Origin of the sequence: Deinococcus aquatilis DSM 23025, from assembly GCF_000378445.1 — a bacterium.
Taxonomy (GTDB): Bacteria; Deinococcota; Deinococci; order Deinococcales; family Deinococcaceae; genus Deinococcus; species Deinococcus aquatilis.
In genome coordinates this window covers 1-22958 of sequence record NZ_KB899729.1, presented here as the reverse complement: position 1 = coordinate 22958, position 22958 = coordinate 1, and the positions used below count along the sequence as shown (strand labels likewise).

Annotated in this window: 17 protein-coding genes and 1 pseudogene; 8 read left to right on the top strand and 10 right to left on the bottom strand. The window is 60.8% G+C overall.

The features are described 5' to 3' along the window. Positions 1–215: 215 nt before the first annotated feature. The gene (locus F561_RS25790) at positions 216–2552 is read left to right on the top strand and encodes an ATP-binding protein (RefSeq protein ID WP_245556559.1); all 2337 of its coding nucleotides are present in this window, start codon (positions 216–218) and stop codon (positions 2550–2552) included. A 293-nt stretch (positions 2553–2845) separates the two neighbouring features. Then, the gene (locus F561_RS0116935) at positions 2846–3337 is read left to right on the top strand and encodes a hypothetical protein (protein WP_157451953.1); all 492 of its coding nucleotides are present in this window, start codon (positions 2846–2848) and stop codon (positions 3335–3337) included. 219 nt (positions 3338–3556) lie between these two features. On the opposite strand, the gene F561_RS27310 is transcribed toward F561_RS0116935, so the two are convergent. The 4 genes from F561_RS27310 to F561_RS0116910 form a co-directional block, all read right to left on the bottom strand. Continuing rightward, on the bottom strand, positions 3557–4930 hold the full coding sequence (locus tag F561_RS27310) for a GGDEF domain-containing protein (RefSeq protein ID WP_019011156.1): 1374 nt from the start codon (positions 4928–4930) through the stop codon (positions 3557–3559). Positions 4931–4969: 39 nt separating this feature from the next. Continuing rightward, on the bottom strand, positions 4970–6046 hold the full coding sequence (locus tag F561_RS0116925; RefSeq protein ID WP_019011155.1) for a PAS domain-containing protein: 1077 nt from the start codon (positions 6044–6046) through the stop codon (positions 4970–4972). A gap of 715 nt (positions 6047–6761) precedes the next feature. Next, a complete protein-coding gene (locus tag F561_RS0116915; protein ID WP_019011153.1) occupies positions 6762–7424 on the bottom strand; it encodes a response regulator in 663 nt (220 codons plus the stop codon). Then, the gene (locus tag F561_RS0116910) at positions 7424–9052 is read right to left on the bottom strand and encodes a sensor histidine kinase (protein WP_245556558.1); all 1629 of its coding nucleotides are present in this window, start codon (positions 9050–9052) and stop codon (positions 7424–7426) included. Before F561_RS0116910 ends, F561_RS0116915 begins: the two co-directional genes overlap by 1 nt. 266 nt (positions 9053–9318) lie before the next feature. Between F561_RS0116910 and F561_RS0116905 the strand changes: the two genes are divergently transcribed. Both F561_RS0116905 and F561_RS0116900 read left to right on the top strand, forming a co-directional pair. Then, positions 9319–10689, top strand: coding sequence for a dicarboxylate/amino acid:cation symporter (locus F561_RS0116905; RefSeq protein ID WP_019011151.1), 1371 nt, complete (start codon positions 9319–9321; stop codon positions 10687–10689). A gap of 130 nt (positions 10690–10819) precedes the next feature. Next, entirely contained in the window at positions 10820–11665 is an 846-nt protein-coding gene (locus F561_RS0116900) for a hypothetical protein (RefSeq protein WP_019011150.1), read from the top strand. A 435-nt stretch (positions 11666–12100) separates the two neighbouring features. Here F561_RS0116900 and F561_RS0116895 read toward each other — a convergent pair whose 3' ends face one another. Next, on the bottom strand, positions 12101–12304 hold the full coding sequence (locus tag F561_RS0116895; RefSeq protein WP_019011149.1) for a hypervirulence associated TUDOR domain-containing protein: 204 nt from the start codon (positions 12302–12304) through the stop codon (positions 12101–12103). A gap of 633 nt (positions 12305–12937) precedes the next feature. Between F561_RS0116895 and F561_RS0116890 the strand changes: the two genes are divergently transcribed. After that, positions 12938–13252: a hypothetical protein gene (locus F561_RS0116890; RefSeq protein ID WP_019011148.1), complete on the top strand. Its 315-nt coding sequence runs from the start codon at positions 12938–12940 to the stop codon at positions 13250–13252. On the opposite strand, the gene F561_RS30535 is transcribed toward F561_RS0116890, so the two are convergent. Then, positions 13244–13594, bottom strand: a complete 351-nt coding sequence (locus tag F561_RS30535; RefSeq protein ID WP_083922506.1) for a transposase — start codon at positions 13592–13594, stop codon at positions 13244–13246. The two genes, F561_RS0116890 and F561_RS30535, sit on opposite strands and share 9 nt — an antisense overlap. After that, a complete protein-coding gene (locus tag F561_RS30530; protein WP_026299007.1) occupies positions 13569–14015 on the bottom strand; it encodes an IS110 family transposase in 447 nt (148 codons plus the stop codon). Before F561_RS30530 ends, F561_RS30535 begins: the two co-directional genes overlap by 26 nt. Positions 14016–15059: 1044 nt before the next feature. Here F561_RS30530 and F561_RS0116870 point away from each other — a divergent pair. Together F561_RS0116870 and F561_RS25780 are read left to right on the top strand one after the other, a co-directional pair. Further along, positions 15060–17318, top strand: coding sequence for an EAL domain-containing protein (locus F561_RS0116870; protein WP_019011145.1), 2259 nt, complete (start codon positions 15060–15062; stop codon positions 17316–17318). Further along, the gene (locus F561_RS25780) at positions 17318–18445 is read left to right on the top strand and encodes a GGDEF domain-containing protein (protein WP_019011144.1); all 1128 of its coding nucleotides are present in this window, start codon (positions 17318–17320) and stop codon (positions 18443–18445) included. The genes F561_RS0116870 and F561_RS25780 overlap by 1 nt, the downstream gene beginning before the upstream one ends. 238 nt (positions 18446–18683) lie before the next feature. Here F561_RS25780 and F561_RS0116860 read toward each other — a convergent pair whose 3' ends face one another. Further along, positions 18684–20093 carry an MFS transporter gene (locus F561_RS0116860; protein WP_019011143.1) on the bottom strand — a complete coding sequence of 470 codons (1410 nt, stop codon included), beginning with the start codon at positions 20091–20093 and terminating at the stop codon, positions 18684–18686. 134 nt (positions 20094–20227) lie between these two features. Continuing rightward, the gene (locus F561_RS0116855) at positions 20228–20926 is read right to left on the bottom strand and encodes an SDR family oxidoreductase (protein WP_019011142.1); all 699 of its coding nucleotides are present in this window, start codon (positions 20924–20926) and stop codon (positions 20228–20230) included. An 851-nt stretch (positions 20927–21777) separates the two neighbouring features. Between F561_RS0116855 and F561_RS25775 the strand changes: the two are divergent. Next, positions 21778–22530 (top strand): annotated as a pseudogene (locus tag F561_RS25775) (ABC transporter substrate-binding protein). Positions 22531–22713: 183 nt separating this feature from the next. Here the strand turns inward: F561_RS25775 and F561_RS0116840 are convergent. Next, on the bottom strand, positions 22714–22958 hold a 245-nt coding region (locus tag F561_RS0116840), incomplete at its 5' end, for an IS5 family transposase (protein ID WP_019011138.1).

The window sequence follows — 22958 nt, the reverse complement described above, 5'->3', positions numbered from 1 at the left end:
GATTACGCTGATGAAGCGTCAGAGTCCGGAGCGGGGTTATGCACCCCTTTCGGAAAGGGGTTCTTCTCGCTGCCGGTTGGGAGGAGTCGGGCTTGCTTGCTCACCACCTCACTTCAGTTGCTGGAACCCTGTAGATATCAGCCGTCGACTTGCCAGAAGGCAGGCCAAACATGACGACCGAGGAGAAAAGACCCTCTGGACGGTATCCTGATCCTGTGCCTAGCCATTTTGCCGTGCCTTTGGGGGTACATCTCTCGTTTAGTGACCGGTTGCAGGCAGTCACAGAGGCCCTGGCCGCCGCCCGGACTCAGGAGGACGTCTTTGGAATTGTCCTCACACCCGTTATGGAGGCTCTCGACGCGATCTCTGGGGCCGTTCTGTTGGTCAACGGTTCCAACAAACGCCTCGAGATCGCGGCCACCCAGGGGCATGAGCAGGAGGCCCAGACCCTCTGGCAAGATGGCCCACTCGATGACAACGTGCCTGCCGGAGATGCCCTGGCACGGCACGAGCCGCTGTTCTTTGAACATCAGGCCGCTCTGGTACAGGCCTATCCAGAACTGGCCGCCCGCACCGAGGGCATTCCCGCAGTCGCCACTGCTGTCCTGCCGATGTTCCTTGACGACCATCCCCTGGGGGCCATCATTCTGGATTTTCTGGAACCTCATGACTTCACCAAAGCTGAAATCCGCTTTCTGCGCACCCTGGCGGCCCAGTGCAGCGTGGCCCTGGGACGGGCGCAACTCCAGCACGATCTGGAAGCGCGGGTAACCGCTCGGACCACCGAACTGCAAGAAGAACGCGCCGCTCTGGACGCTTTTATCGCCTATAAGGAGGCTGTCGGCAGCGAGAGCGATGTGCTGGCCCTCGTCCACCAGGCCGTTCAGGTGGTGCACGCCAACCTGGATCACGTCAGCGTCGTGTATTACGAACCCGAAGACAGCCTCTGGAGGGCACGGGTCTGGTCCGAAGATGTGCCGCTCGCGGTTGTGGCAGAAATTCAGGCAGGCGTCTCCATAGACTCTCCTCACTTCAGGGAAGCCATGCAATCCCGCACGGCTGTTTTCGTGGATGGATGGGACGCCAACGACTTGCCCAGTACCACCGTGTACGGCGCAGTCGCTCTGCTGCCGCTGGTCGTCAGTGGCGAGGCACGCAGCCTCTTCACAGTCGGGATGCGCGAAGGCCGGGCGTGGCGTAAACGTGAAAAAGCTCTGGTACGCGCCGTGGCACGTAGGTTGACCATCACGCTGGAGCGCACCGAGGTCACGCGGCAACTGCAACTTCAAAACGCGGAACTGGACGCCCGCACCCGGGCGCTGGAGGGGTTTGCCGAACTCACGCGCGATCTGGCCCTAGAAGATGACGCGGTGACCCTGGTCGGGCACGCACAGGATCTGGTGGTGTCACTGCTTCCGGGCAGCGTGAGTACCTATTACGAACCGGACGGCGACACCTGGAGACTGCTGTCCCACCGGGGGAAATTCCATCATCCTGCGCTGCTGCACGCTCTGGGACGTGGGTTGCCGCGTGGCGGTACCCTCAACGTGGACCAGGCTTTCGAGACCCGTCAGCCCTACTACCAGGATCAGCATGATCCCAACAGTGTGGCCGCCGCCCGTGAGGAGATCCAGGTGATTCGGGCCAGCGTGGCCTTTCCAGTCTTTGACGGAAACGACCCACGTGGGGTGTTGGCCGTCGGGCTGCACCAGGCTCATCGGTGGACATCTGTCGAGCGGGTTCTGCTGAACACCGTCTTGCAGAGCCTGGCCCTGGCCCTCGAACGCGCGAAGCAGACGGGGGCATTGCAACAACGAACCAGCGAACTTGTGCGGGCCAATGAGGAACTCCGGCGCAGCAACGCGGAACTGGAACAATTCGCCTACATTGCCTCTCATGACCTGCAGGCGCCGATTCGGGCGGTGACGAGTTTCGCCGGAATTATCGATAAGAGGTATGGAGAGAAGCTGGACGAGCGCGGCCGGGTCTACCTGCGGCAGATCGTCGAAGGTGGAGAGCACATGAAACGGCTGGTGGACGACCTGCTGGCCTTTTCACGGCTGCATACCCAGCGGGGCGAACTGCTGCCCGTTGACGCGCAGGCCGTCTTTGACGCGGTTTCCAGGCGACTATTGGAAGGAGTGCCACCTCTCACATTAAGCATCACCCGGGATGCTCTGCCGGTGGTCGCCGCAGACGCCCAGCAATTTGATCAGTTGCTGCAGAACCTGATCTCGAACGGGTTGAAGTATCACCGGGAAGGGGTGGTCCCACAGGTGAACGTTTCTGCCGAGCATGATGGCGACGACTGGCGCTTTGCGGTTTCAGACAACGGCATCGGCATCGAGCCGCAATACTTCGGGCGCATTTTTGAGATTTTCCAGCGGCTGCATGGGCGCGAGAGCTACGAGGGCACGGGGATCGGTTTGGCCGTGTGCAAAAAAATCGTGGAGCGTCACGGCGGACGGCTCTGGCTGGAGAGCACGTTGGGGGAGGGATCAACCTTCTTCTTTACGCTGCCGGGGGTCAGGCCGGAGCAGTCCAGCACATGAGGCTGCGAGAGGACCAGAGGAAAGAGTCATTTCTCCTGATCCACACGTAAAAAGCCCTTGCTCTCCAGCCCTGTTTTCAAGTCTTCGCCCCGGCTGTTCGCTCTGGCGGCCCAAGTGCAGGTGATCGATCAGGAGAAGGCTATCGGCGCGGCTTCCTGGCCTGGCCCAGCAGCCAAGCGCTCCGCAGCGTTCTGGCCGAACAGCTCAAGGAACTCGAGTAACAATCATCCCACCGATCACCGATGGCAAGAGGACCGTATCCCCCGCCAACACAGCGCCGCTATCCTGTGGTCGTGCCCCATCTGAAGCTTGAGCCGTTGCCCACCGGTCAGGTGGTCGTAAAGGCGGCCTGCTGGGTTCAGGTGTTCGGCTTTGCCCTGCTGGGTTGCGGGCTGATGACGCTGCAGACCGATCTCAGCCGACCACGTGGCCCTTGCTGCACGCCGCTGTACTGGAATCATGACGCCGCCATTCACTTTTCGGCCCTCTGGTGCCTCCTGGCCTTGTTGATGGCAATCTCAAGCACCCAGAAGCTTATTCTGCGGGGCGGCGTGTTGCAGGTGAGCTGGTTCTGGGACGCAGTTCACTGGTCCTCCCCGGTCGAGCGGGTCAGGGTACAGGAGATTGAGCTGAGATTGCGTGGCGGCCCCACCCCTGCTCTGAGGATCAGACTGGGGTGGTTGCCGCTGTACGTGACGCCTGAGTTTGATGGATACCACCAATTTTGCCTGGGACTGCGGGTAGTTGCGGATCGGCCCGGTGAGATGCACGTTCGGCAGAAGTGATGGAAGAGCCGGATGTGATACGGGCTGGCGACGATGGACGACCCTATCGGCACTTTCCTGGATGTTCGGGAATCAAGGCAAGTCCGTATAATTTATCTTCAAACACAACATAAAAGGCACCGAACGCCTGCTCGCCCTGTTCCGCTCTGGATTTAGGCAGGCGTCGATCTATATTTGGCAGCAGGTTCAGTTGGCCTGACACGGCCTATCCTCGTCTGTTCAGGTCAATGCACGTTGCTGTTGGCGCTGTTTCTTATTAAGGTACATCCGGACATCCGCCGTATTGGTGAGGCTGGCAAGCGTGTGCCCATCTTCCGGGCTAAAGGCCATACCCGCACTGGCCCCGCAGGCCTGCAACTCGGGGCGGCGCCGTACCCAGTCTGCCGCACGCTGAACCCGGTCCAGCATCAACTGGGTCTGCTCTGGGCGGCATGCGGGCAGCAGCACCACGTACTCGTCACCTCCCAACCGGAACACCTGATCCTGTTCCCGAAACTGCTCCTGCAACGCCTCTCCAAATTCCTGCAGGAGGAGATCGCCCCACTGATGCCCCAGCGTATCGTTGACTTGTTTGAGGCCGTCGATATCGATGCTGATCAACCCAAAAACCTGTGAAGATCGTGCCCCCATATTCTCTGAAGCTCCGTTGAATGCCCGGCGATTAGCCAGTCCTGTCAGGGAATCTGTCAGAGATGCCTGCTCTATAAGCCGGAGATGTTCCTGACGCTCAAACGCGATCCGCACCGTCCGTGCGGCAGCCGCGAGCAGGGCTTGATCTCGCGGCGACCAGGCGGGTGCCTGATGACGCCGGGTTACGGCAAACAGATAGCTCGTGTCGTTCAGATCCGTCAGTGGAATCCACGCAAGGCTCCGCACCCCTTCAGTTCCCCGTGTCAGTGAGAGGGGGGGTTGAGCTGGATTATGACCGATATACAGGGCCTGTCCCGTTTTGAGAACCTGCCGAACCTGCGCCTGAAGTCCCGGGCTGTCCAGACTTCCGAGCTGCTCCTGCACGCCCTGTTCTGTCTCCACACGCCCCCAGGTACTCATGGCCTCGATGTGGTGACCGCGAACCAGGAGCAGGCTGCCCCAATCCAGTTTCATAGCGCTGCCCAGCAGTCCCAAGACTTGTTGCGCCATCACGGACGGCTCAAATGGGCTTTCGACCAGGGCAGAGACGGCCAGAAGAGTCTGCGCGTACTCGGCAGCCTCTTGGGCCTGTTGATGAAGTGCGGCCCGCTCCAGGGCCGCGGCAATTGATCGGGACGCCGTTTCCAGCAGCGTCCGTTCCTGCACAGTCCAGAGCCGAGCTTTGCCGCCCCGGTAGGCACAGAGAACCTGGGTGACGACCTGCGATGAAGCGGGCAGTGGCACCAGTGCGACGCTCCGAACCCCCAAGGCGAGGTCAGCCGGGATTGTGGACTCTTCCAGGTACACGGCATTGCCCACCAACGTGTCCCAGATGGCTCCCCCACCACGCAACACTCCCACCCTCATCTGATCCTGAAGATCAGGCGGCATGGAGTCTGAAAAGGCGTGGGGAACAAATCGTTCACCTTCCAGTGCCCACAGCGCCAGCCCGGTCAGATCCATGGACCGAGACAGCAGATCCAGCGCACGCTCACCGACGCCCTAGGGGATCCGCTCCTGTTCGAGGCTGTGTGAGAGGGCCGCCAGAGTAAGGACGGTCTGTTCATTCTCCTTCTGTTCGGTCAGATCAGTGATGGACACAATGGTGCCGCTGTGCCTGCTTCCTGCGATACGGGGGGCACCCGTGACCAGCACAGGAACGGCTGTCCCGTCGGCGCGTCTCAGGCGGGTTTCGTAAGAACTGCTTTGTCCATGGTCTTCCTGCGCTTTGGCTCTTGAAAGGACTTCATGCTCTTCTTCAAACGTGATCTCAAAGGGCGTCCGTTCCAGGAGACTCTTCTGAGAGACGCCGAGCATATGGGCATAGGCTGGATTGACGTACTCGAACCGTCCCTGAGCATCAGTGACAGAAAGACCCTGAGCAACCGTGGTCATGATCTGTTGCGCAAAATCCCGTTCCTGAATGAGGTGTTCCTGGATTTGCCGAATTCGCCGTTCGAGTGGCCGAAAGATGATCAGAGACAGCCCCAGCAGCAGAGCGAGAATGCTGCCGAGCCGCAGCCAGGCGAAGGCATTGATCTGGCGAGCATGTTCAGCGTTCTGAAGCTCCATTCGGGTGTTGGCTTCTCCCAGAACCACGGTCAGTGAGGTGCTGGCCTGCTGCTGCAACTGGCGGATGTCAGCATTTCGGCGGGTCAGTTGGGCATCTGAGGTCAGGAGAATACTGTTGGCTGCGGCGAGATAGTCCTGCACTTCGGCGGTGAGCCGAGAAAAAACTGGATCTTTTTCCTGACTCAAGCCAGTTTGAGGATTGGAATGAGGATCCTGGCTCAACCTCTGATGCCCCTCCTGCATCTGGGTCACACTGCCTTTCAAGTGCAGGCGGGCCTGCTGCCGTTCTTCAGAGGTGAGGGCCGTGACCAGTTGACCAGCGTAACGGGCCACCTGTTCTGCAAGCATCTGCTGACGGCTGGTGGTGTTGACGAGCGCCATTCCGTCCTGGATCTGCGCCATCCCACGGGCCAGGAACACATTGGATAAGCCTCCGAACACAGCGATCACTGCGACGACGCTGTATAACACAGCACGCAGGTTCGGCGGCGGTTGCTCAGTGGACATGAGGCATCCTAAGGGCCGCACTCTGACAACAATCGAATTCAGAACCTCCGTTGGAAGCCGCGCCCCAGAAACAGACGGGCCTGTGCTTGAAAACACCCCTTTTCACCTCGGGCACCCGCCACATGATGTCCAGCGGGACTGCCTCCGGTGGGCGTCCCTCAGTGCATGGTCTCCTTCAGATCCGCCTGTTGGTCGTCTGTTGACCCGTGGAATGGATGCCCGCCAGTGAATGGATCAGTAGCAACCGAAGTCAGTCCGGGCCTGCAGGCCTTCGTTTTGTAGAAACAGGGAGCACATGAGCTGGAACGCCACAGGCTGAGCTGAGTCCTGGCAGTACTTGAGCTACCGAAGGCCCAGATTCATGTCATCTGGGATGCCAGGTATCTGATCGGGTGTCCTGTGCCTCAGGACCTGAGCACCCTGTAGTCAGGCCCGAACCGAATATTCAGGAACTGCTTCACGTTCGGGGTCTGGAGGTCAGCCCTGAGACGGTGAGGCATCAAATTCAGTCCACGTCTGGCTCAGGAGTTTCGACACGGGGAACCCGACAGAGTGTGGATTCGACTCAGCAGGGTGACGCCCAGCCTCTGGAGGACCGCTGATGAGTTCGGGGCCGTCCTGGAGATCGCTCTTCAGGCGCGGGATGAACACCAGCGTGCCCTTCTGGGCCAACGCGTTCCGCTGAGGTCCAGTTGCCGCGCACAGTGAGTGGACCCTAGGTTCTTCGGTAACGCTTGGTGGGTCGGCCAACTGTCCGGGCCTCCAGGCTGACCCGGGCCTCCCCAGTCTGGACGAGATGTTCCAGGTACCGCCAGGCAGTCACGCGGCTCAGTCCCAGCTGGGTGCCCAGCTCCGTGGAGCTGACTTCGGTCACAGTTCGCAGGGCCAGGCGCACCTGGCGAAGCGTTTCACCGTCCAGCCCAGCAGCGTCTGGGGTCTGCGGAGTCAGCAGAGCGTCCAGCTGCCCCTGTTGAACGTCACCTTGCATCCATAAGGCGGCGCGTTCCCTCACGCGCTCCAGTGCCTGCGAGAACCGTTCTGGCGTGACGGGCTTCACGAGATAATCAGCTGCGCCGTGAAGGAGCGCGTCCTGTACGCTCAGCGCGTCGCTGGCCGCCGTGACCAGGACGGCGTCTACCAGTTCCCCCGCCAGACGCGTCTCACGCAACAGGTCCAGGCCGCGCCCATCGGGCAGGTAAACGTCCAGCAACAGGAGATTGGGCCGCAGCGTACGGATCATGGCACGCGCCACCTGCATGGATTCCGCCTGACCAAGCACGGTGAACCCCCCAGCACGCTCCACGAGCTGCCAGTGCAGCGCAGCGATCAACGGGTCGTCCTCTACGATCAGGACGCGCAGCAGTGGAGTTGTGGGCATCACGTGCTGACCTCTTCTGGCAGAGGAAGGTCCAGGGTGAAGCGCGTCCAGGTCTGCTGCCCGACCTGGACGCGGTCATGGGTTAGCGTGGCACCCAGCGATTGGGCACGGGTCACTACCAGAGACAGGCCCACTCCCCGCCCCTGCCCGTTTGTGCCGGTTCCCTTGCTGCTCACTCCCCTCATCATGATGCCTCCGGCCAGTTCGGGCAGCACGCCCGGCCCAGTGTCCCGCACCTCCAGGATCAGACCTTCTGGGTCGGCGGCGATCAGAACGCACACCTCCGCGCCTGTCGCGCCCGGCAGGCAGGCCGCTTCCAGGGCATTCTCAATGAGATTTCCGGCTGCGAGTTCGAGCAGGTCCAGCACACCTGCAGGGAGGGCAGCGGGCAGGAACGAGAGCGGATCGAGGGTCAGTTGGACGCCCAGTTCTGCCGCACGGTCGTATTTGCCGAGCAGCAGCGCCGAGAGACGCAGATGCCGCAAACCCCGGACGGCCTGTGCGTGCGCGGTGTGGCGCTCTGCCTGGGTATGAATGAGACGCAGGGCTTCGTGGGTTTCGCCCAGATAGAGCAGGCCCGCCAGGGTATGAAGGCGGTTGGTAAATTCATGCGTCTGGGCGCGGAGCAACTCTGCGTACCGCTGTGACTGCGTGAGTTCGTCCGCCAGCGCACGCACACGGGCCAGATCCCGTATCGTGACCACCAAGGCTCCCTCGCCCGCGTCCTGTGCGGTTAGCAGCACCGGACAGCCCTGGAGTTCGATGGTGAGCCTGTGTCCCGGCTCTGGCAGCTGCAGTTCAGGCGGCCAGGCGATAGGAAGGGCCGCGTCTGGAGTTCCCAGCAGGGCGCGTGCCTGCGGGTTCATCACGAATACCTGACCCGCTCGCGTGACCAGTACGCCCTCTTCCAGCGTGTTCAGAACGGTGCGGTACTGCTGCAGGCCACCTGCAATCTGCTCGGGTTCCAGGCCCAGCATCTCCGCCTGCACGCGCCGCGCCACCAGCAGAGACAGGAGCAGTGCCAAACCCAGCATGCCCAGGTACCACGGCAATCCAGCCCGCAGCACCTCCACAAACACGTCTCGCAACCGGGGCAGCAGGAACCCGACACTGGCCAGGCCCACCACGCGGCCCTCTGCATTCATCACCGATACTTTTGACCGCACAGACCGTCCCAGCGTGCCCTGTACCGTCTCTGTCACGCTCTGTCCCCGCAGAAACGCCGTAAAATCTCCGCCCTGCATCTTCTTTCCGATCTCCACAGGGTTTGGATGTGTCAGGCGGCGTGCGGCGCGGTCGGTGATCACGATGTAATCCGCGCCCAGTTGCGCCCGGTACTGGTTGAGAAGGGAATTGAGATCCGCACGCTTTGAAGAGGTACCCTCAAGGGCCACCCTTACCAGCGGCAGAGTCGCCATGAGCGTCGATTCTCGTAAGGACCGCTCTGCAAACGACTGGTAGATGCCCTGGTACACACCCCGACTCACAACTCCCGCCAGAGGCAGGCCCAGCACCAGGAACGCCCCCAGAGTTGTCAGGAACAGCCGGGACTGCACACGCAGCAGCCCCGGAGTATGCGGCAGGGCGACCTCACGGGCCAGAGCAGGCACGCGAGATGCAGAGGACAAGAATCCCACAGTTCACCCAGTGTAGGGCCAACCCAGAACCGGGGAGTTGTGTTCACGCCATGCACGATATCGGTTTGGCCCCTGTTCCGGGAAACCTCCTCCCAGACGCCTGCAATTCCCAGCGCTTCTCCTGAACTGCCGCGCCCCCAGAGAGCTGTGCGGGGTGCCCGGCATACTGACGGCCACCACCTTCACAGGACTGGCCTGCAGCCGTGCAAGCCCTACCGCACTCTGTTCCGCGCTGATTGCAGCGCCCAGGAGCTTCTATGCCCACACTATTCCGCAGTTTGTACGTACAGGTGCTGACCGCCATCGTCATTGGTGTTGCCGTCGGGCATTTTTTCCCCAGCGTTGGAGAAACCCTCAAGCCTTTGGGAGACGGCTTCATCAAGCTGATCAAGGTCGTGATCGGCCCGATCATCTTCTGCACCGTCGTCAGTGGCGTTGCCAGCATGCGCGACACGAAGAAGATCGGACGGGTGGGGGGCAAAGCCCTTCTCTACTTTGAAGTCGTGACCACCCTCGCCCTGATCATCGGCCTGACTGCTGTGAACCTGATTGGCCCAGGACGGGACATGAACATCAACCCCGCTACCCTCGACACCAGTGGGATCACCAAGTACACCGAAGCCGCTGGAGAGCAGACGGTAGCGGACTTCATTCTGCATATCATTCCGACGACCTTTGTCAGCGCTTTTACCGAGGGCGACCTGCTACAGATTCTCCTGATCGCGCTCTTGAGCGGCTTCGCGCTGATCCGTATGGGTGACCTGGGCGCACGCCTGCTGAAAGGTATTGACGCAGTCAGCATCCTGGTCTTCCAGATTTTGGGGTTCATCATGAAGCTCGCGCCCATTGGAGCCTTCGGAGCGATGGCGTTCACGATTGGGAAGTACGGCGTGGGAAGTCTCCAACAGCTCGCGTACCTGATGGGCACCTTCTATCTCACATGTGCGCTGTTTATCTTCGTTCTGCTCAATCTGATCGCCCGCGCCGCAGGCTTCAGTCTGGTGAAGTTTCTGCGTTACATCCGGGAGGAACTCGTGCTGGTACTGGGAACGAGTTCGAGCGAGAGTGCCCTGCCACGCCTGATGGCCAAATTGGAGCACGCGGGCGCAGACAAGAGTGTCGTGGGGCTGGTCGTGCCCACGGGCTACTCCTTCAATCTGGACGGCACCAGCATTTACCTGACCATGGCCGCCGTATTCATCGCGCAGGCCACCAATACGAATCTTTCTCTGACGCAAGAACTCGCCCTGATCACCATATTGCTGCTGACCAGCAAGGGTGCAGCGGGCGTCACCGGAAGCGGGTTCGTGGTGCTGGCCGGCACCCTCACTGCCCTGGGCAGCGTGCCTGTGGCGGGCCTCGCCCTGATCCTGGGAATTGACCGCTTCATGAGCGAAGGCCGGGCCCTCACCAACATTATCGGCAACGGCGTCGCCACGCTGGTGGTCGCCCGCAGCGAGCGTGCACTTGACCAGGAACGCCTGACCCGCGTGCTGAACGGCGAGCAGTTGCCTCCGGTGAATGCCGACGTGAACGCCGAAGAACATGCTGAAGGCCGCCGCCTGAGCAGTGCCCAGCCTGTCGGACACTCAGCAAAATCTTCCAGATTCAATCCTAAAAACCTATAAGGAGGCAGCCCGAGATCCAGCTGCCTCCAATTTGCTGTTTGCGGTGTTATGACCTCAACCCGTCTGCCCAGGACAAGTCAAGGCCCCACAGCAGCCAGCATTTGAAGATCAGCGTCACCTATAGTTTTCCATGGACTGGACAGAGAATTCCCGCAGTCGTCTCCTCGCTCGACTTCAAACTCACCTTGATCTGAACGGCGACCTCGCGCCTCCCTGGGCACGCTTTCCCGACTACGAGCGCCACACCATCGGCTGGCGAATGGGAGAGGGGGAAGACTGGATAGAGCTGTGGAGCGCCTTTCTGGAGCAGCTGCCGCAGGACCATGACACCCGCACCGCTTACCTCCAGCGTCACCCGCCCGCGCCTGTCAGCTGGGCGGACACAGTTCACCACGTCCTGTTTCCCTTGGAACAGGGGGATGACAATGACAGTGACGAAGACGATCTGAACAGGGTCCAGCGCCGGACCGCCCTCCTGGAACAAGGTCTCATTGCCTCTGACATTGCCTATTCCACCTGGCTTGGTCAGCAGACCAGGGTGTGCTGGCCGTGGGAACATAACGAGACGCCGGAGGACGCGGCCCGGTACTCCACCCGTGAATTCTGGTTCTGGTCGCGGCAGGTCGCGGCGTTGCGGAGAGCAGGCGGCTGGACGCCTCCCACGATGCCCGATGCCTGGCAAGCCTGTCGGCATGCGCTGGAGAGCGGCGAGGCTGATGCAATTCAGCTCCACCAGGGGCTTCTTTCCCTGGCTGTCATGTTCTGCGCCGGGCAGGTGTGGGCACCCTGGCAGCTCGGCCTCTCGCTCGACGAGTTCGAGGACTCCTTCGAGAACGACATGGGGTATGTCGACGCCTTTCATCTGTGGGGGATGTCTGCCTTCGACGACGCCGGGCACCTCCGCCGTTACCTGATGAGCACACAGGCTCCAGCGGCCTGGGCCGTGTGGATTGAGGGCGAGTTGTTCCTGGACTGAGCAATTGGGGATGATCCGGCTTGGCAAACACGGTTGAGGATCGTCGCAATCTCTGCCAGAGGGTCAGAAAAACACGTGACAGGAGCCGACTTTTTCACCCCTCCGGGTTAGCTCGTTTCAAATCCAGTCTGCCTGCTGCACGCCCTCACATCAGCGTTGCAGGGCATGGGTCAACTGATTTCATCGGCCTGGGACGGAGGACAGTGGTTCGAGGATGCTGCTGGATGTTCGAGACTCTGGCGTGTCGTGCCGGGTTTGATGGGCTTACGGCAGCATGTAGCCGAGGCAACCTGAACGTACTCTGTGCTCCATAGCACAGGGAATCCACGGATCACTGCACCAGAGTTCTGGATCTGATCGAGATGAATGACCTGCGAAACCCGGTTCTCACCGGAGAATGCCCCGCAGAAAGCAGAGACTGAAGCCAGTCCTGATTCAATCCAGCTTTGAAAGAGCCTGCTCTGTGTGCGCAGCCTTCCTGCCGTCCTCCAGTTCTACGATGTATCTCGGATCTTCGCGGCTGGCCCGGTAATGGAATCCACCCACCTCGCCGTCCTCTAGGGCCACACGCACCACCTTGCCGTGCGCCTCACCGCTGTGACTGTTCCATTTCACCTGGTCTCCAATCTTGAATGCCATGCTTGCCTCCTGTGGCGACACAGTGGCAGGTGAGGTGCAAAAAACCTGTCGGTTCGCCCACAAAATGCCCTGCCTCTGGATTCAAATGTGGAGCAGAATTCTGGCTGGACTACACCAATGATGACGTTGCCAGGGACGTATTGAGTTGGCTGAACGCCCTCTAGAACATGAGTCTGTGCCGACCTGAATGGGTAGCTGACCCAGGGTAAATAGCTCTTGAGCACCCTCTCAGTTTGCCTGGAATTAAATTCATTCACAAGTATTTGCAATTGACTGATGGATATAAAGTGACATGAGTGACTGAACACCCAAGTTTAAGTTGACAGGATCGGAATGCTTGTAAATCCGCCGAAGTTGGAGAGCAGTTGTTCACGGCCCATGCCTGCCGCATAAACAACTAGACTCGAAGATCCTCTGCTCAGGTTCTGTCATGTGGACACCCATGGCCCTCTACAGACCACGGCTCAGCCCGCTTGCCACATATCTCTTGCCGTTGAGCAGCGGCAGGAGGCGTTTTCGCCCGGATGCCGTTGCTATACGTGCAATCGGCCACAGCAACGAATTCAACGTGTGTCCACCCGCTTAACATCACTTCCCCCCTCTTCCATCTGTATCCGCGCCAGGAGCGACCTCATGACCACACCTTCCCCTGCTCCACCTGAACAGGCCCTCACCCGGAATGTCCTGCGGGCCATCCAGAGAACACCTCAACTCAACAAAGTCCAACTCCAGTTTCACCTGGACGTGCTTCTTGAAGGTTTCGACTCCAAGAGTTCAGAGCATCAACAGGCGGTTCAGTCTGCTCGGACCATGATCGAGACGATTGCCATTCAGGAACAGGTCATCCGTACAGCAGAGCAGCTGAGGGTTCTGGACACCGAGCCGCGCCTGCTGGGACTGGTACAGGAATTGCTGCTGGAAGTAGACGACGCCCAATCTCTAGCCTGAGGCCCTGAACCGAAACCTGATCGCGAACATGAGGGAGCAACCGAAAGGCCAGCGGCTCATGCACGCCCTGCAGATTTTCACCTCACGCCTGAACGTCGAATTGGGGGCTGGGGCAGCGTGCCGCTCACGCAGTTGCAGGCGGTGCAGGGTCTGGATTGCCACCGGGCGCAGGGCCAGCCGCACGGCGGAGATGTTCATTTTCAGTGTTTGAGAGGTGGGCTGCCCCGTTGGTGCACCCGATTGATGTGGAGCTGGGGCCATGCCTGCAGAGGCAAAAAGTTGGCGGCTGGACTGCAGATCGTAAAAGCCCTGGGTCTCAGCAAGCACGCTGACTGTGGTCATGAACCCCTATCCCGGAACCGTCAACCACAGGTTCAACGGTTTGGAAGGTGTCGTCTTCAGGGCCACCAGGGTGTGCCGGAAGATTTGAGGGCGGTGATCTGCTCCTGGAGCAGGAGGGTGCGTTGTTGAACCAGAACCACGACCGCAGTGATGCTGCGGGCCTGTGCTGGAGGGCATGCAGCCGGTTGTGCTCCTGAGTCAAGGTGTGCGGCAAGGTTTCCCGGTCCCGCACCAGGACTTTCAATTCTTCGGCGGAGGCGGCAGGGGGTTCCCACAGGCTCGGCCATATCACTACGCCATACCACGCGATGATCTCGGCATCCATCGTGTCGGTCTTGCCGCGCCCCAAATCCACCAAGTTGTGGAGGCCCGGCACCGGGATGACAACGGGGTGCGTGCCTATAGATCGCTCGACAATCATTCAGCGCAACCAGTCGCTCGCCTCAACCCAGCGGGCTGAGATAAGTGTTGCCGTACAACCGGATCGGACCGCGCTGGGGAAACTTCACTCTATAGATTAAAGCCTGCCAAATGAATGCTTTATAGGACTCTAATCATTCAAATTGGCGTTTAGAGCAGATATTTGTACGAAATTTGAATGAACCCTCGGATAAAATTCGTGGAAATTCAGAAGTAACTCCCAAGCGCTTTGTACCGGATATGTCTCTCCCAAAAGACGCTCGGCCTCCCCCAAACACCATCTGAATGCCGAGGTCTCAACAATGAAAGGCAGGAAAAAAGCAACATTCTGGAGATCGGTTTTTCTCAACCTCTTCTCCGGTCAGGCGCTGGCTGACGGCAGCCGTCCTCTGTCTCCGGCCACAGGTTCCTGGGCCAGCCTGGACTGGCAGTCGGTGGGTCACCTTTATGGCGCGATCAGCCAGAAGAACGCGCTACGGGCGACTCTTATGGACAAGACAGGCTGGCCAATCTGCGCTTATCCCACCACCAGCGCCGCCCGGATGGACAGAGTTCAGCCGAGGACCAGCGTCAGTCCGTTTGATGCCGCCATTCTTCCGGGTTGGGTGAGTGCCCTGACCACCCATATCGCCGGGCAGTGCTGTCTTCAGGGTGGGGTTCACTGATGGACGCACAGGAGGCTGCGTTTCTGGAGGGAGTTCAGATCCGTCAGTTCCTATGGCCTGTCATGCTGCCGGGGCCATTGCCCGGTAGAAGGGCATCCACTCACTCGTCTGGAACAGGAGCCGAAACGAATCCTGTGCCTTCAGTGGTGTGGGCGAGGGCTGGAAGTCTCCGTGCAGCGATGTCCTAGAAGGGGGCTGGCTGATTTACGTCTCAGGCCGACACGCAAATCAGCCGGAATATTCAGCCCGGTACTGCTCCGACCCCTCACGCGGCGCGAAGAGATGAGTCAACTTCGAAATCCTTTCAACGCAACGCCGCTCTACCCAAAGGAGCCTCTCGATTTTTGCCGCACCGTTTTTCTTCCCTGTTCAGGAGTCCTATGACGAGCCTCAAGCACCTGCCGTTCTCTCATCTGAGTCATCTGTCTTTGCGCCGGCAGGCCAATCTCCTGATCCTGACCATCATCATTCCCTCTGTCTTGCTGCAGGCCGTCGTCATACCGCAGCTGCTCCTGCAACGCTTCAGGACGCTGGAGCAAGAGCAGCTGACCGACAGTGGCGAGACGATCAAACGGGCTTACGTCAGGGAAGAAACCCGGATCCGTGCGTTCACCAAGAACTTCGCCGCGTGGTCCGAAACGTTCCGCTTCGCGCAGGGCCGCAACCCTGGGTTCCTGAATTCCAACCTGATCCCCAGTACCTTCGAGGGCGGCAACGTCAGCGTGTGGGGCGTCACCAACCGCACAGGCCAGCTGCTCTCTGCCGCCACCTACAACTCCTCTGGCCTCCAGACCGGTGAGGCGGCCCGTTCGCTCGTAGCTGTACTGATCCGGCAGACGCCGTCCGACTCCGCCCAGACCGCCTCGGGAGTGTTGCAGATCAACGGAAAGTTCTACCTGATGGCCTCACAACCCGTCACTCGGGACGACGGAAGTGGACTGGCTGGCCGTTTTCTTATGGCGCGTGAGCTGACCCCGCAGGCACTTTCCGAGGTCGTTTCCCCTGGAGCAGATACCCGGTTGCGCCTGATACCTCCAGCTTCAGCTGTTCCCGAGAACAATGATCCCGCCGATCAGCTGACATTGACACTGCCCCTCCTTTCTCCAGATGGCGTTCCCTCGGCCACGCTGCGTGTCACGCAACCCCGGCGCATTCTGGAAGCGGGCCGCGCCGCCACCGTGCAGATTTCACTGATTACCGCTCTGAGCGCCCTGATCGCGCTGCTGCTGGGCACAGCTTTCATCCGCCGTCAGGTGCTGCAGGTCGTGGAACGTTACGACCGCGGCGTTCAGCAGATGCGTCAGGATCCCGAATACCGACTTACCGTTCAGGGCAACAACGAACTGGGCCGCCTGGCAACCACCATCAACGAACTCACCGACCAGCACCGGCGGCAGTACACCAGGATTCAGACCATGCAGGAGCGGGACGCACTGACCGGTCTGCTCAACCGTGATGGTCTGGTTCTCGCGGCTCGCCCCTATTCGCTCCAGGCGGCGGTCATCGTGCAGATCGGCAGCCTGGAAAGTCTCAGCGGCCTGTACGGGTCTGTCCGGGCCGACCAGTTATTGCTGGAATTCGCCGCGCGGCTGCGTGAACACGCTCCTGCCTCGCTCTGGGCACGCATCCGGTCAGACACTTTCGCGCTGCTGTGCAACCAGCCGCTCAGTTCTCTGATGCCTGCCATCACGGCGGCCGCTAGACCCTACCCGGTCAATACCGGTGAAGTGCAGCTGCGCCTCTACGTCGGTCTGGTGGAGGGCGACGGGTTGAAATCCGCCGAGGAACTCTTGGAGTGTGCGGAGCTTGCGCTTCAAGAAACGCATGAATTTGGAGACTTCACCCGGACGTACACCCGCCAGACCCGGCAACGACTCACGCGAACCCGCACGCTGGAAGAGAGTCTGCGCAGCCTGACCGACGAAACGTTCACGCTGCACTACCAGACGATCGTCGACCTCAACGGGCAGCGGCCTGTGGCGTTCGAGGCGCTGCTGCGCTGGCAGCATCCGGAATTGGGGGCAGTGTCGCCCGCCGAGTTCATTCCGCTGGCCGAACGTGGGGGGCACATCTACGCGCTGGGTCAGTGGGTGCTGCGGCAGGCCGCGCGTGACCTGCTGAGCGTGGGCCACCCCACCCTGAACGTGAACGTGAACGTCAGCCCACTGCAACTTCTCAGTCCATCGTTCGCGGAAGATACCCTCGCCACCATCAGACAGGTCGGCCTGCCGCCACCGCGGCTGGTACTGGAAGTGACTGAAAGCGCAGTGCTGGAAAACCTCGAACTGGCCACGGCGCAGCTGAACACCCTCCGAAACGCTGGCATTCAGATCGCGCTGGACGACTTCGGGGCCGGGTACTCCAGCCTCTCGCTGCTGTCGCGCCTGCCCATCGACGTGATCAAACTTGACCGAACGTTCCTGACCGAGGCCCTCAGCCAACCAGCCGCGCAAACGGTACTGGCGCAGACGGTCGTACTTGCGACCCAGCTCGGGTTTCCGGTGGTGGCCGAAGGCATCGAGAACATCGACACGCTGGTGCTGCTGCGGCAGATGGGGGTCCGGCGAGGACAGGGCTACCTGTTGGGCCGCCCCGCACCGTTTGGGGAATCCCTTGGCCGTCTGCGCGGGAGCAGTTGATGCTCAGGGCACTGTTCCTGAACGCCTGCGTCCTGATCACCCTGACGTATCTGTTGAGTCTGACCTACCAGCGCTCTCCAGTTTCCGGGGAAGGGGGATCGTTGCAGCGGCTCGTGGCATTCAATGTGATGGGCACCGTGCTGCTCTTCTTTCCAGCGCAACTTGCTCCTGGCGTGGTCCTGGACTTGCGGGCCGTGCCTGTCCTGCTGGTCACACTCGAATACGGCCTGCTCCCCGGACTGGGGATTGCCGCTTCCATTCTGTCGGTCCGGTACCTTCAGGGGGGAGCGGGTGTCCTGCCAGCAGCCCTCGCCCTGTTGTCGGTGACGGTCCTCGCCGGGGCCGCGCGTCGGTGGGTTTCTCTGCGCATGGAGGATCTGGTTGGTCGGCTGTTCTACTGGGCTTTCCTGCTGTTGCTGCCTTATCCGCTCACACTCCTCCTTCTGCCGAACGGAGAGGCCGTGTTTATGCGGCTGGGTGGCCCGCTCGTGCTGTTCAACGCCGTGGGCCTGCTGGTGTGCGCCTCGATTCTGGTGGGACGCTTTCAGGCGCTCAGAGCCTTACAGCACCTGACCCGGCAGGCGGAAGTGGACGCCCTGACAGGTCTGGCAAACCGCCGACGCTTCAACGCGGACCTGGCCCAGATGGATGAGCAAGACGCGCTGCTGCTGATCGACATCGATCACTTCAAGCGCGTCAACGATACGTTCGGGCATGCCGTGGGAGACGAAGTTCTTGAAGAGGTTGCGCGGTGCCTTGCAGAAAAGGTACGCACGCGGGATACCGTCTACCGGTACGGCGGAGAAGAATTCGCATTGATTCTGCGCCGGGTGGAATCCGTCCGTCTGGTGGAGGTGGCAGAGCGTCTGCGGGCAGCAGTCGAAGAACACCCCCTGTCGATGCTGGGGGGCGGGAGGGTAACCGTGTCCATTGGTGTAGCCTGCTATACAAGGGAACCTGCTCTTCTGGAACGGGCGGACGCAGCGCTGTACGCCGCCAAAAGAGCAGGCCGCAACCGGGTCTGCGTTCATCCCGACGTACTTCATGCCTTTAAAAGTGAGAGCGGAGAAAGCAGTAACTCGGCATCAGGCTCCCTCTCACCGGGAGTTTTGGAGGACCGGGGCTGAACCGGCCCGAATCCCGCCGCTGTGGGGGGTGCCCAAACAGGGGTGGGCAGGCGTCCTGCAAGGTGAATACTCTCCCGCTGGGCTGGCCGGGGCGCAGTGAGGGGAGTGGGCCACCCTCCAGTACCTCTGGCCCACCATACTTGCGGATAAAGAAAGCATCAGCCACAAAAAATCCCGGAGTTGAATGCAAAAGCGGAGTAATCGCTGTGTGTGTGACCACAGCCCGCCAACCATCTGATCAGGAACTTGCCCTGAGTTGCTGGGGACGGGTATCCACAGAGAGGCAGAGCGCGGCGGTCACCAGGCACAGCGCCACCTCCCAGCCGAAAACAGTCCTGAAATCGGTGAGTTGTGCTGACGCGCCTCCCAGCAGCGCCACGGTCACGGCCACCCCCAGCACGGTGCCGATCTGACGCACCGCCTGATTGATCGCGCTGCCGACCCCGAACCGGGCAGGATTCAACCGCGAGACGGCGGCGGCAGACAGAGAGGGCAACACCATCCCGGTGCCGACACCCGTGAGCAGCAGTGCGGGCAGCCAGTGGGCCAGATAGGAGGGCGTGAGACCCGGCACCAGCATGGTCCACAGCGCCCCCGCCGCGAAAACCAGACTGCCGCCTACTAGCAGGGGGCGGTGCCCTAGCCGCGAGGCCACCCGCCCCGAAACCACCGAGGTGGGAATGACCAGCAGTGGGCCGGGCAGGATGGCGATGCCCGCCACGGCCAGCGGGAGGTGCCAGATGTCCGCCATGAACAGGAAGTACGAGAAGAACATCATGGAAAAGGCCATTCCGAAACTCAGCGTCGCCAGATTGACAAAGCGGTAGGTGGGGTTGTCGAACAGCGTGAGGTCCACAGCCGGAGCCGGGACCCGCCGCGCCCACCCCACGAAGACGAGCAGGGTCAGCACGCCTCCGGCAAGAGACCCCAGCACCGCTGGCGAGGTCCATCCCAGCGCTTCCGAGCGAACCAGACCCAGGGCGACGGCTCCCACGCTGACCATCAGCAGCAGTAGGCCGGTCACGTCCAGCCGGGCCGGGGTGCCTTCGGGTGGAGCAGATTTCAGCAAACGGCTCGCTCCCCAGACCGAGAGGATACCCAGCGGCAGATTCAGGTAGAAGGCCCAGGGCCAGCCGCCCAGCTCGATCAGCCACGACCCCAGACTCGGACCAACGGCGGCTCCCAGCGCACTGACCGCCCCCCAGAGACTGACGGCGACCGCGCGGCGCTCGGTGGGAAAGGCCCCCAGCACCACGGCCAGCGAGGCCGGAAGCAGGGCCGCCGCGCCAACCGCCTGAAGCGCCCGGAAGAAGATCAGCACCCAGACCTGGCCCGACAGTCCGCATCCCAGAGAAGCCACCAGAAAAATGAGCAAGCCGATCAGGAACATGCGTTTGCGTCCGTACAGGTCGGCGAAGCGGCCAGCGGGGATGAGCAGCACGGCGTACACGACGGTGTAGGCGTTGAGAACCCACGAGAGATCACTGGGCTGGGCAGCCGAAAAGGCGCGGGAGAGCACGGGAAAGGCGGCGTACAGCACGGTGGCGTCGATGGAGATCAGCAGCACCGCAATGCTGGCGGTCAGGAAGATCGGCCAGGGGGAAGGGGCGATCTGTGGGGTGAGCTGGCCGGACGCGTGCTGAGTCATGGCGGTCTCCTTGAGGGCGACGGAATGGTCTCCGTCCAGGCTGCCTCACTTAACCTGCTGGCCTGGTCAGACCGTGGGGTCACACGGCTGAGACGTGAAAACAGAACTGGCCCGGATTCCCGGACAGCCCGAGTTCAGAAATAGGCCGCCGGTATGGCCGAGAGTCCTGCGCGGACCTGCCGGGAAACTGCGTCGGCCAGCACCTCGGGCTGTCCCGCTTCAAGGCCCAGCAGCGCCTGGCGTACCACCTCTTCCGGCGCGGTCTTGTCACCAGTCACGCCGCGCGACATATCGGTGTCGATATAACCGACGTGCAGGCCGGTGACCTGGGTTCCCTGAGCTTGCAGTTCGTGGCGCAGGCCATTGGTCAGCGACCACGCCGCCGCCTTGGACACGCTGTAGGTGGCTGCCCCAGGAACACTGATCCAGCTCAGCACGGACAGCACGTTCAGGATTGCGCCGCCCCCATTCCGGGCCAGTACTGGTGCGAAGGCCTGGCTGAGTTGCAGCGGCCCCAGCACGTTCGTCTCGAACTCACGTTGCGCGGCCTGGGTGCTGCCTGCCTGTAAAAGAAGCTGGCCCTGGGCGTCCGAGATCCCGGCGTTGTTGATCAGGAGGGTCACGTCACCGCAGTGTTGAGCGGCGGCGGCAATGTCTGCCGCCGAGGTGACGTCCAGCCGAATCGCCTGCACGCCAGGAATCTGGATGCTGGAAGGGTCACGGACGGCAGCGTAAACCTTGTGCGCCCCGCCCGCGAGAAGGGCCTGGACGAAAGCCAGGCCGAGGCCACGGTTGGCTCCGGTAACGAGAGCAACGGAATTTTCGATTTGCATGCGTCTCCTGAAGGATGCGGGAAAGCTGACCACTTTGGACCAAGCTCCCAGGCCATTTAGATGATCTTCCTCATCTAAGAATAGATTACAATGATGATCTAAAGAGAGTCAATGGGCGATTGTTCCATGTAGGCTCCCACGCACCCACCACCCATGCCAGCAGAGGAGCAATCATGCACAGAGTGTTCAGGTCGCAGGCTGCCCAGAACTGGGAACGCACTGTTCAGGCCGCTGCCAAACTGTTCCGCGAGTGCGGGGCTGTCCTGGTCTGGTATCAAGTGACGAGACTGCGCGAGAATCATCTGAGTGGACTGGCACAGCGGCGAAGCAGAGTGAGGGGCAAGAAATACGGGAGGAGTGGCGTCCTTCGGGGCGTCCGTTCACGACGAAGGCTGGAGGCGATGAACGATCCTATCGGCGCTGCCAGCCACCTGCGCGGGATAAGCTCTTGTGCCTGGAAGCTTGACTGGGGATTGGGGGCGCTTCAGCAACCAGCGTGGTGCTGCAGGCAGCAAGTCAAGTTGTGGAAAAGGCGAGGGTCAGGCCACCACGCCGAAGTACCACGACTCCTTGAGCAGTAGTGCAAAAACTGCGAGTGATCCGGAAAATCTTTGTGGTTGTGCTTCGGAGCAGTCTCGCTCACTCTGTCGTCAAGTGATGACGCTAGAAGAAAGTGACGACTGAGAATTCAAGACTCCTTTGTGCTAGAGAGCAGGACGACCTCTCGGGGAAATACCTTGAATGTTGTCCTGTTGTCCTTCCATCTCCTGTGACGCCGCTGCGAGAAGGGCGACTCTAAAGTCCTGAAACTCACAGGGCCTGTCTTCCTGGGCTGCTGAAAAGGAGCTGTTATGCGTCCCATCTTCCTTGCCCCATTGCTTCTGTTGCCCCTGCTCTCTACCGGCCAGGCCCGCACCCTCACCGAAATCCGGGCCAGCGGTGTCCTTCGGCTGGCCACCAGTGCCGATTACGAACCGTTCAACTTTATGCAAGACGGCCAGTTTGCGGGATTCGAGGTCGAACTGGGTAACCTCCTGGCCAAACAGATGAATGTCAAGGCCGTCTAGGTGAAGCATCCCTTCGACACGCTGCTCAATGATTTTGAGAGCGGTGAATATGACGTGGTGATTGCAGCGCACGCCATCACGTCCACTCGCGCCAAAATTGTGGACTTCACCAACCCCCATTCGTGCGGCAGCAATGTTTTGCTGGCCAAAAGTGGCGGACCGCTGACCAGCAAGGCATTGGAAGGGCGCCGAATTGGTGCGGAGTCGGGCGGCATCAACCTGGGTTTCTTGCAGAAATTGCCGTTTCAAAAGCAGATTGAGGTCTACCGGACCTCTGACCTGGCGATTCGGAGCGTGGCGCTCGGTGAAGTGGACGCCGTCCTGGTCGACCGGTTGGGCGCTGTCAAAGCCCTGGAAACATACAGCAAGGCTGGTCTGACCATCGGGGAGACGCTCTGGAGCACCAGCAGCGGTATAGCTGTGGAAAAGGGCAATACTGGATTGCGCAGTGCCCTGAATGTGGCGCTGGCCAAAGTTCTGAAAGACGGTTCTTATGCCGGAACGTCGCAGAAGTTCTTCAAAACCGACATCCGCTGATGAAGAGAGTGGTGGCAAGATATAAGAATGCCGATTGCTAGGTGAGGCTTAGCCACAATGGTGTTCCGAATCTCTGCGCTGTTCTGCCGCCTCCGTAAAGCCCTCCTCTCGCTGATTTTCGGTCACCTCCTCTCCCAAGAGTTTGTCGACCTGATAAGACTCACGGTTTCAACCCTCTAGAGATCATCCGGAAATTCGGCGCAGCAGGATGAGAATGCAGGCGAGCTGGACAAAGCCTAAGAAGTTCTGGGCTTTGTGCTCGTCGCGGGTTCGGACACGGCGGAAGGACTGCAACCAGGCGATGGTTCGCTCCACTTTCCAGCGCCGCCTATAACGGCGCAGCGGTCGTCCGTCTTGCGTTTTGTGCTTTCGGTTCTTACGGTTTGGCGCGATCATCTCAATCCCCAGCGCGGCGAGTTCTGTGTCCA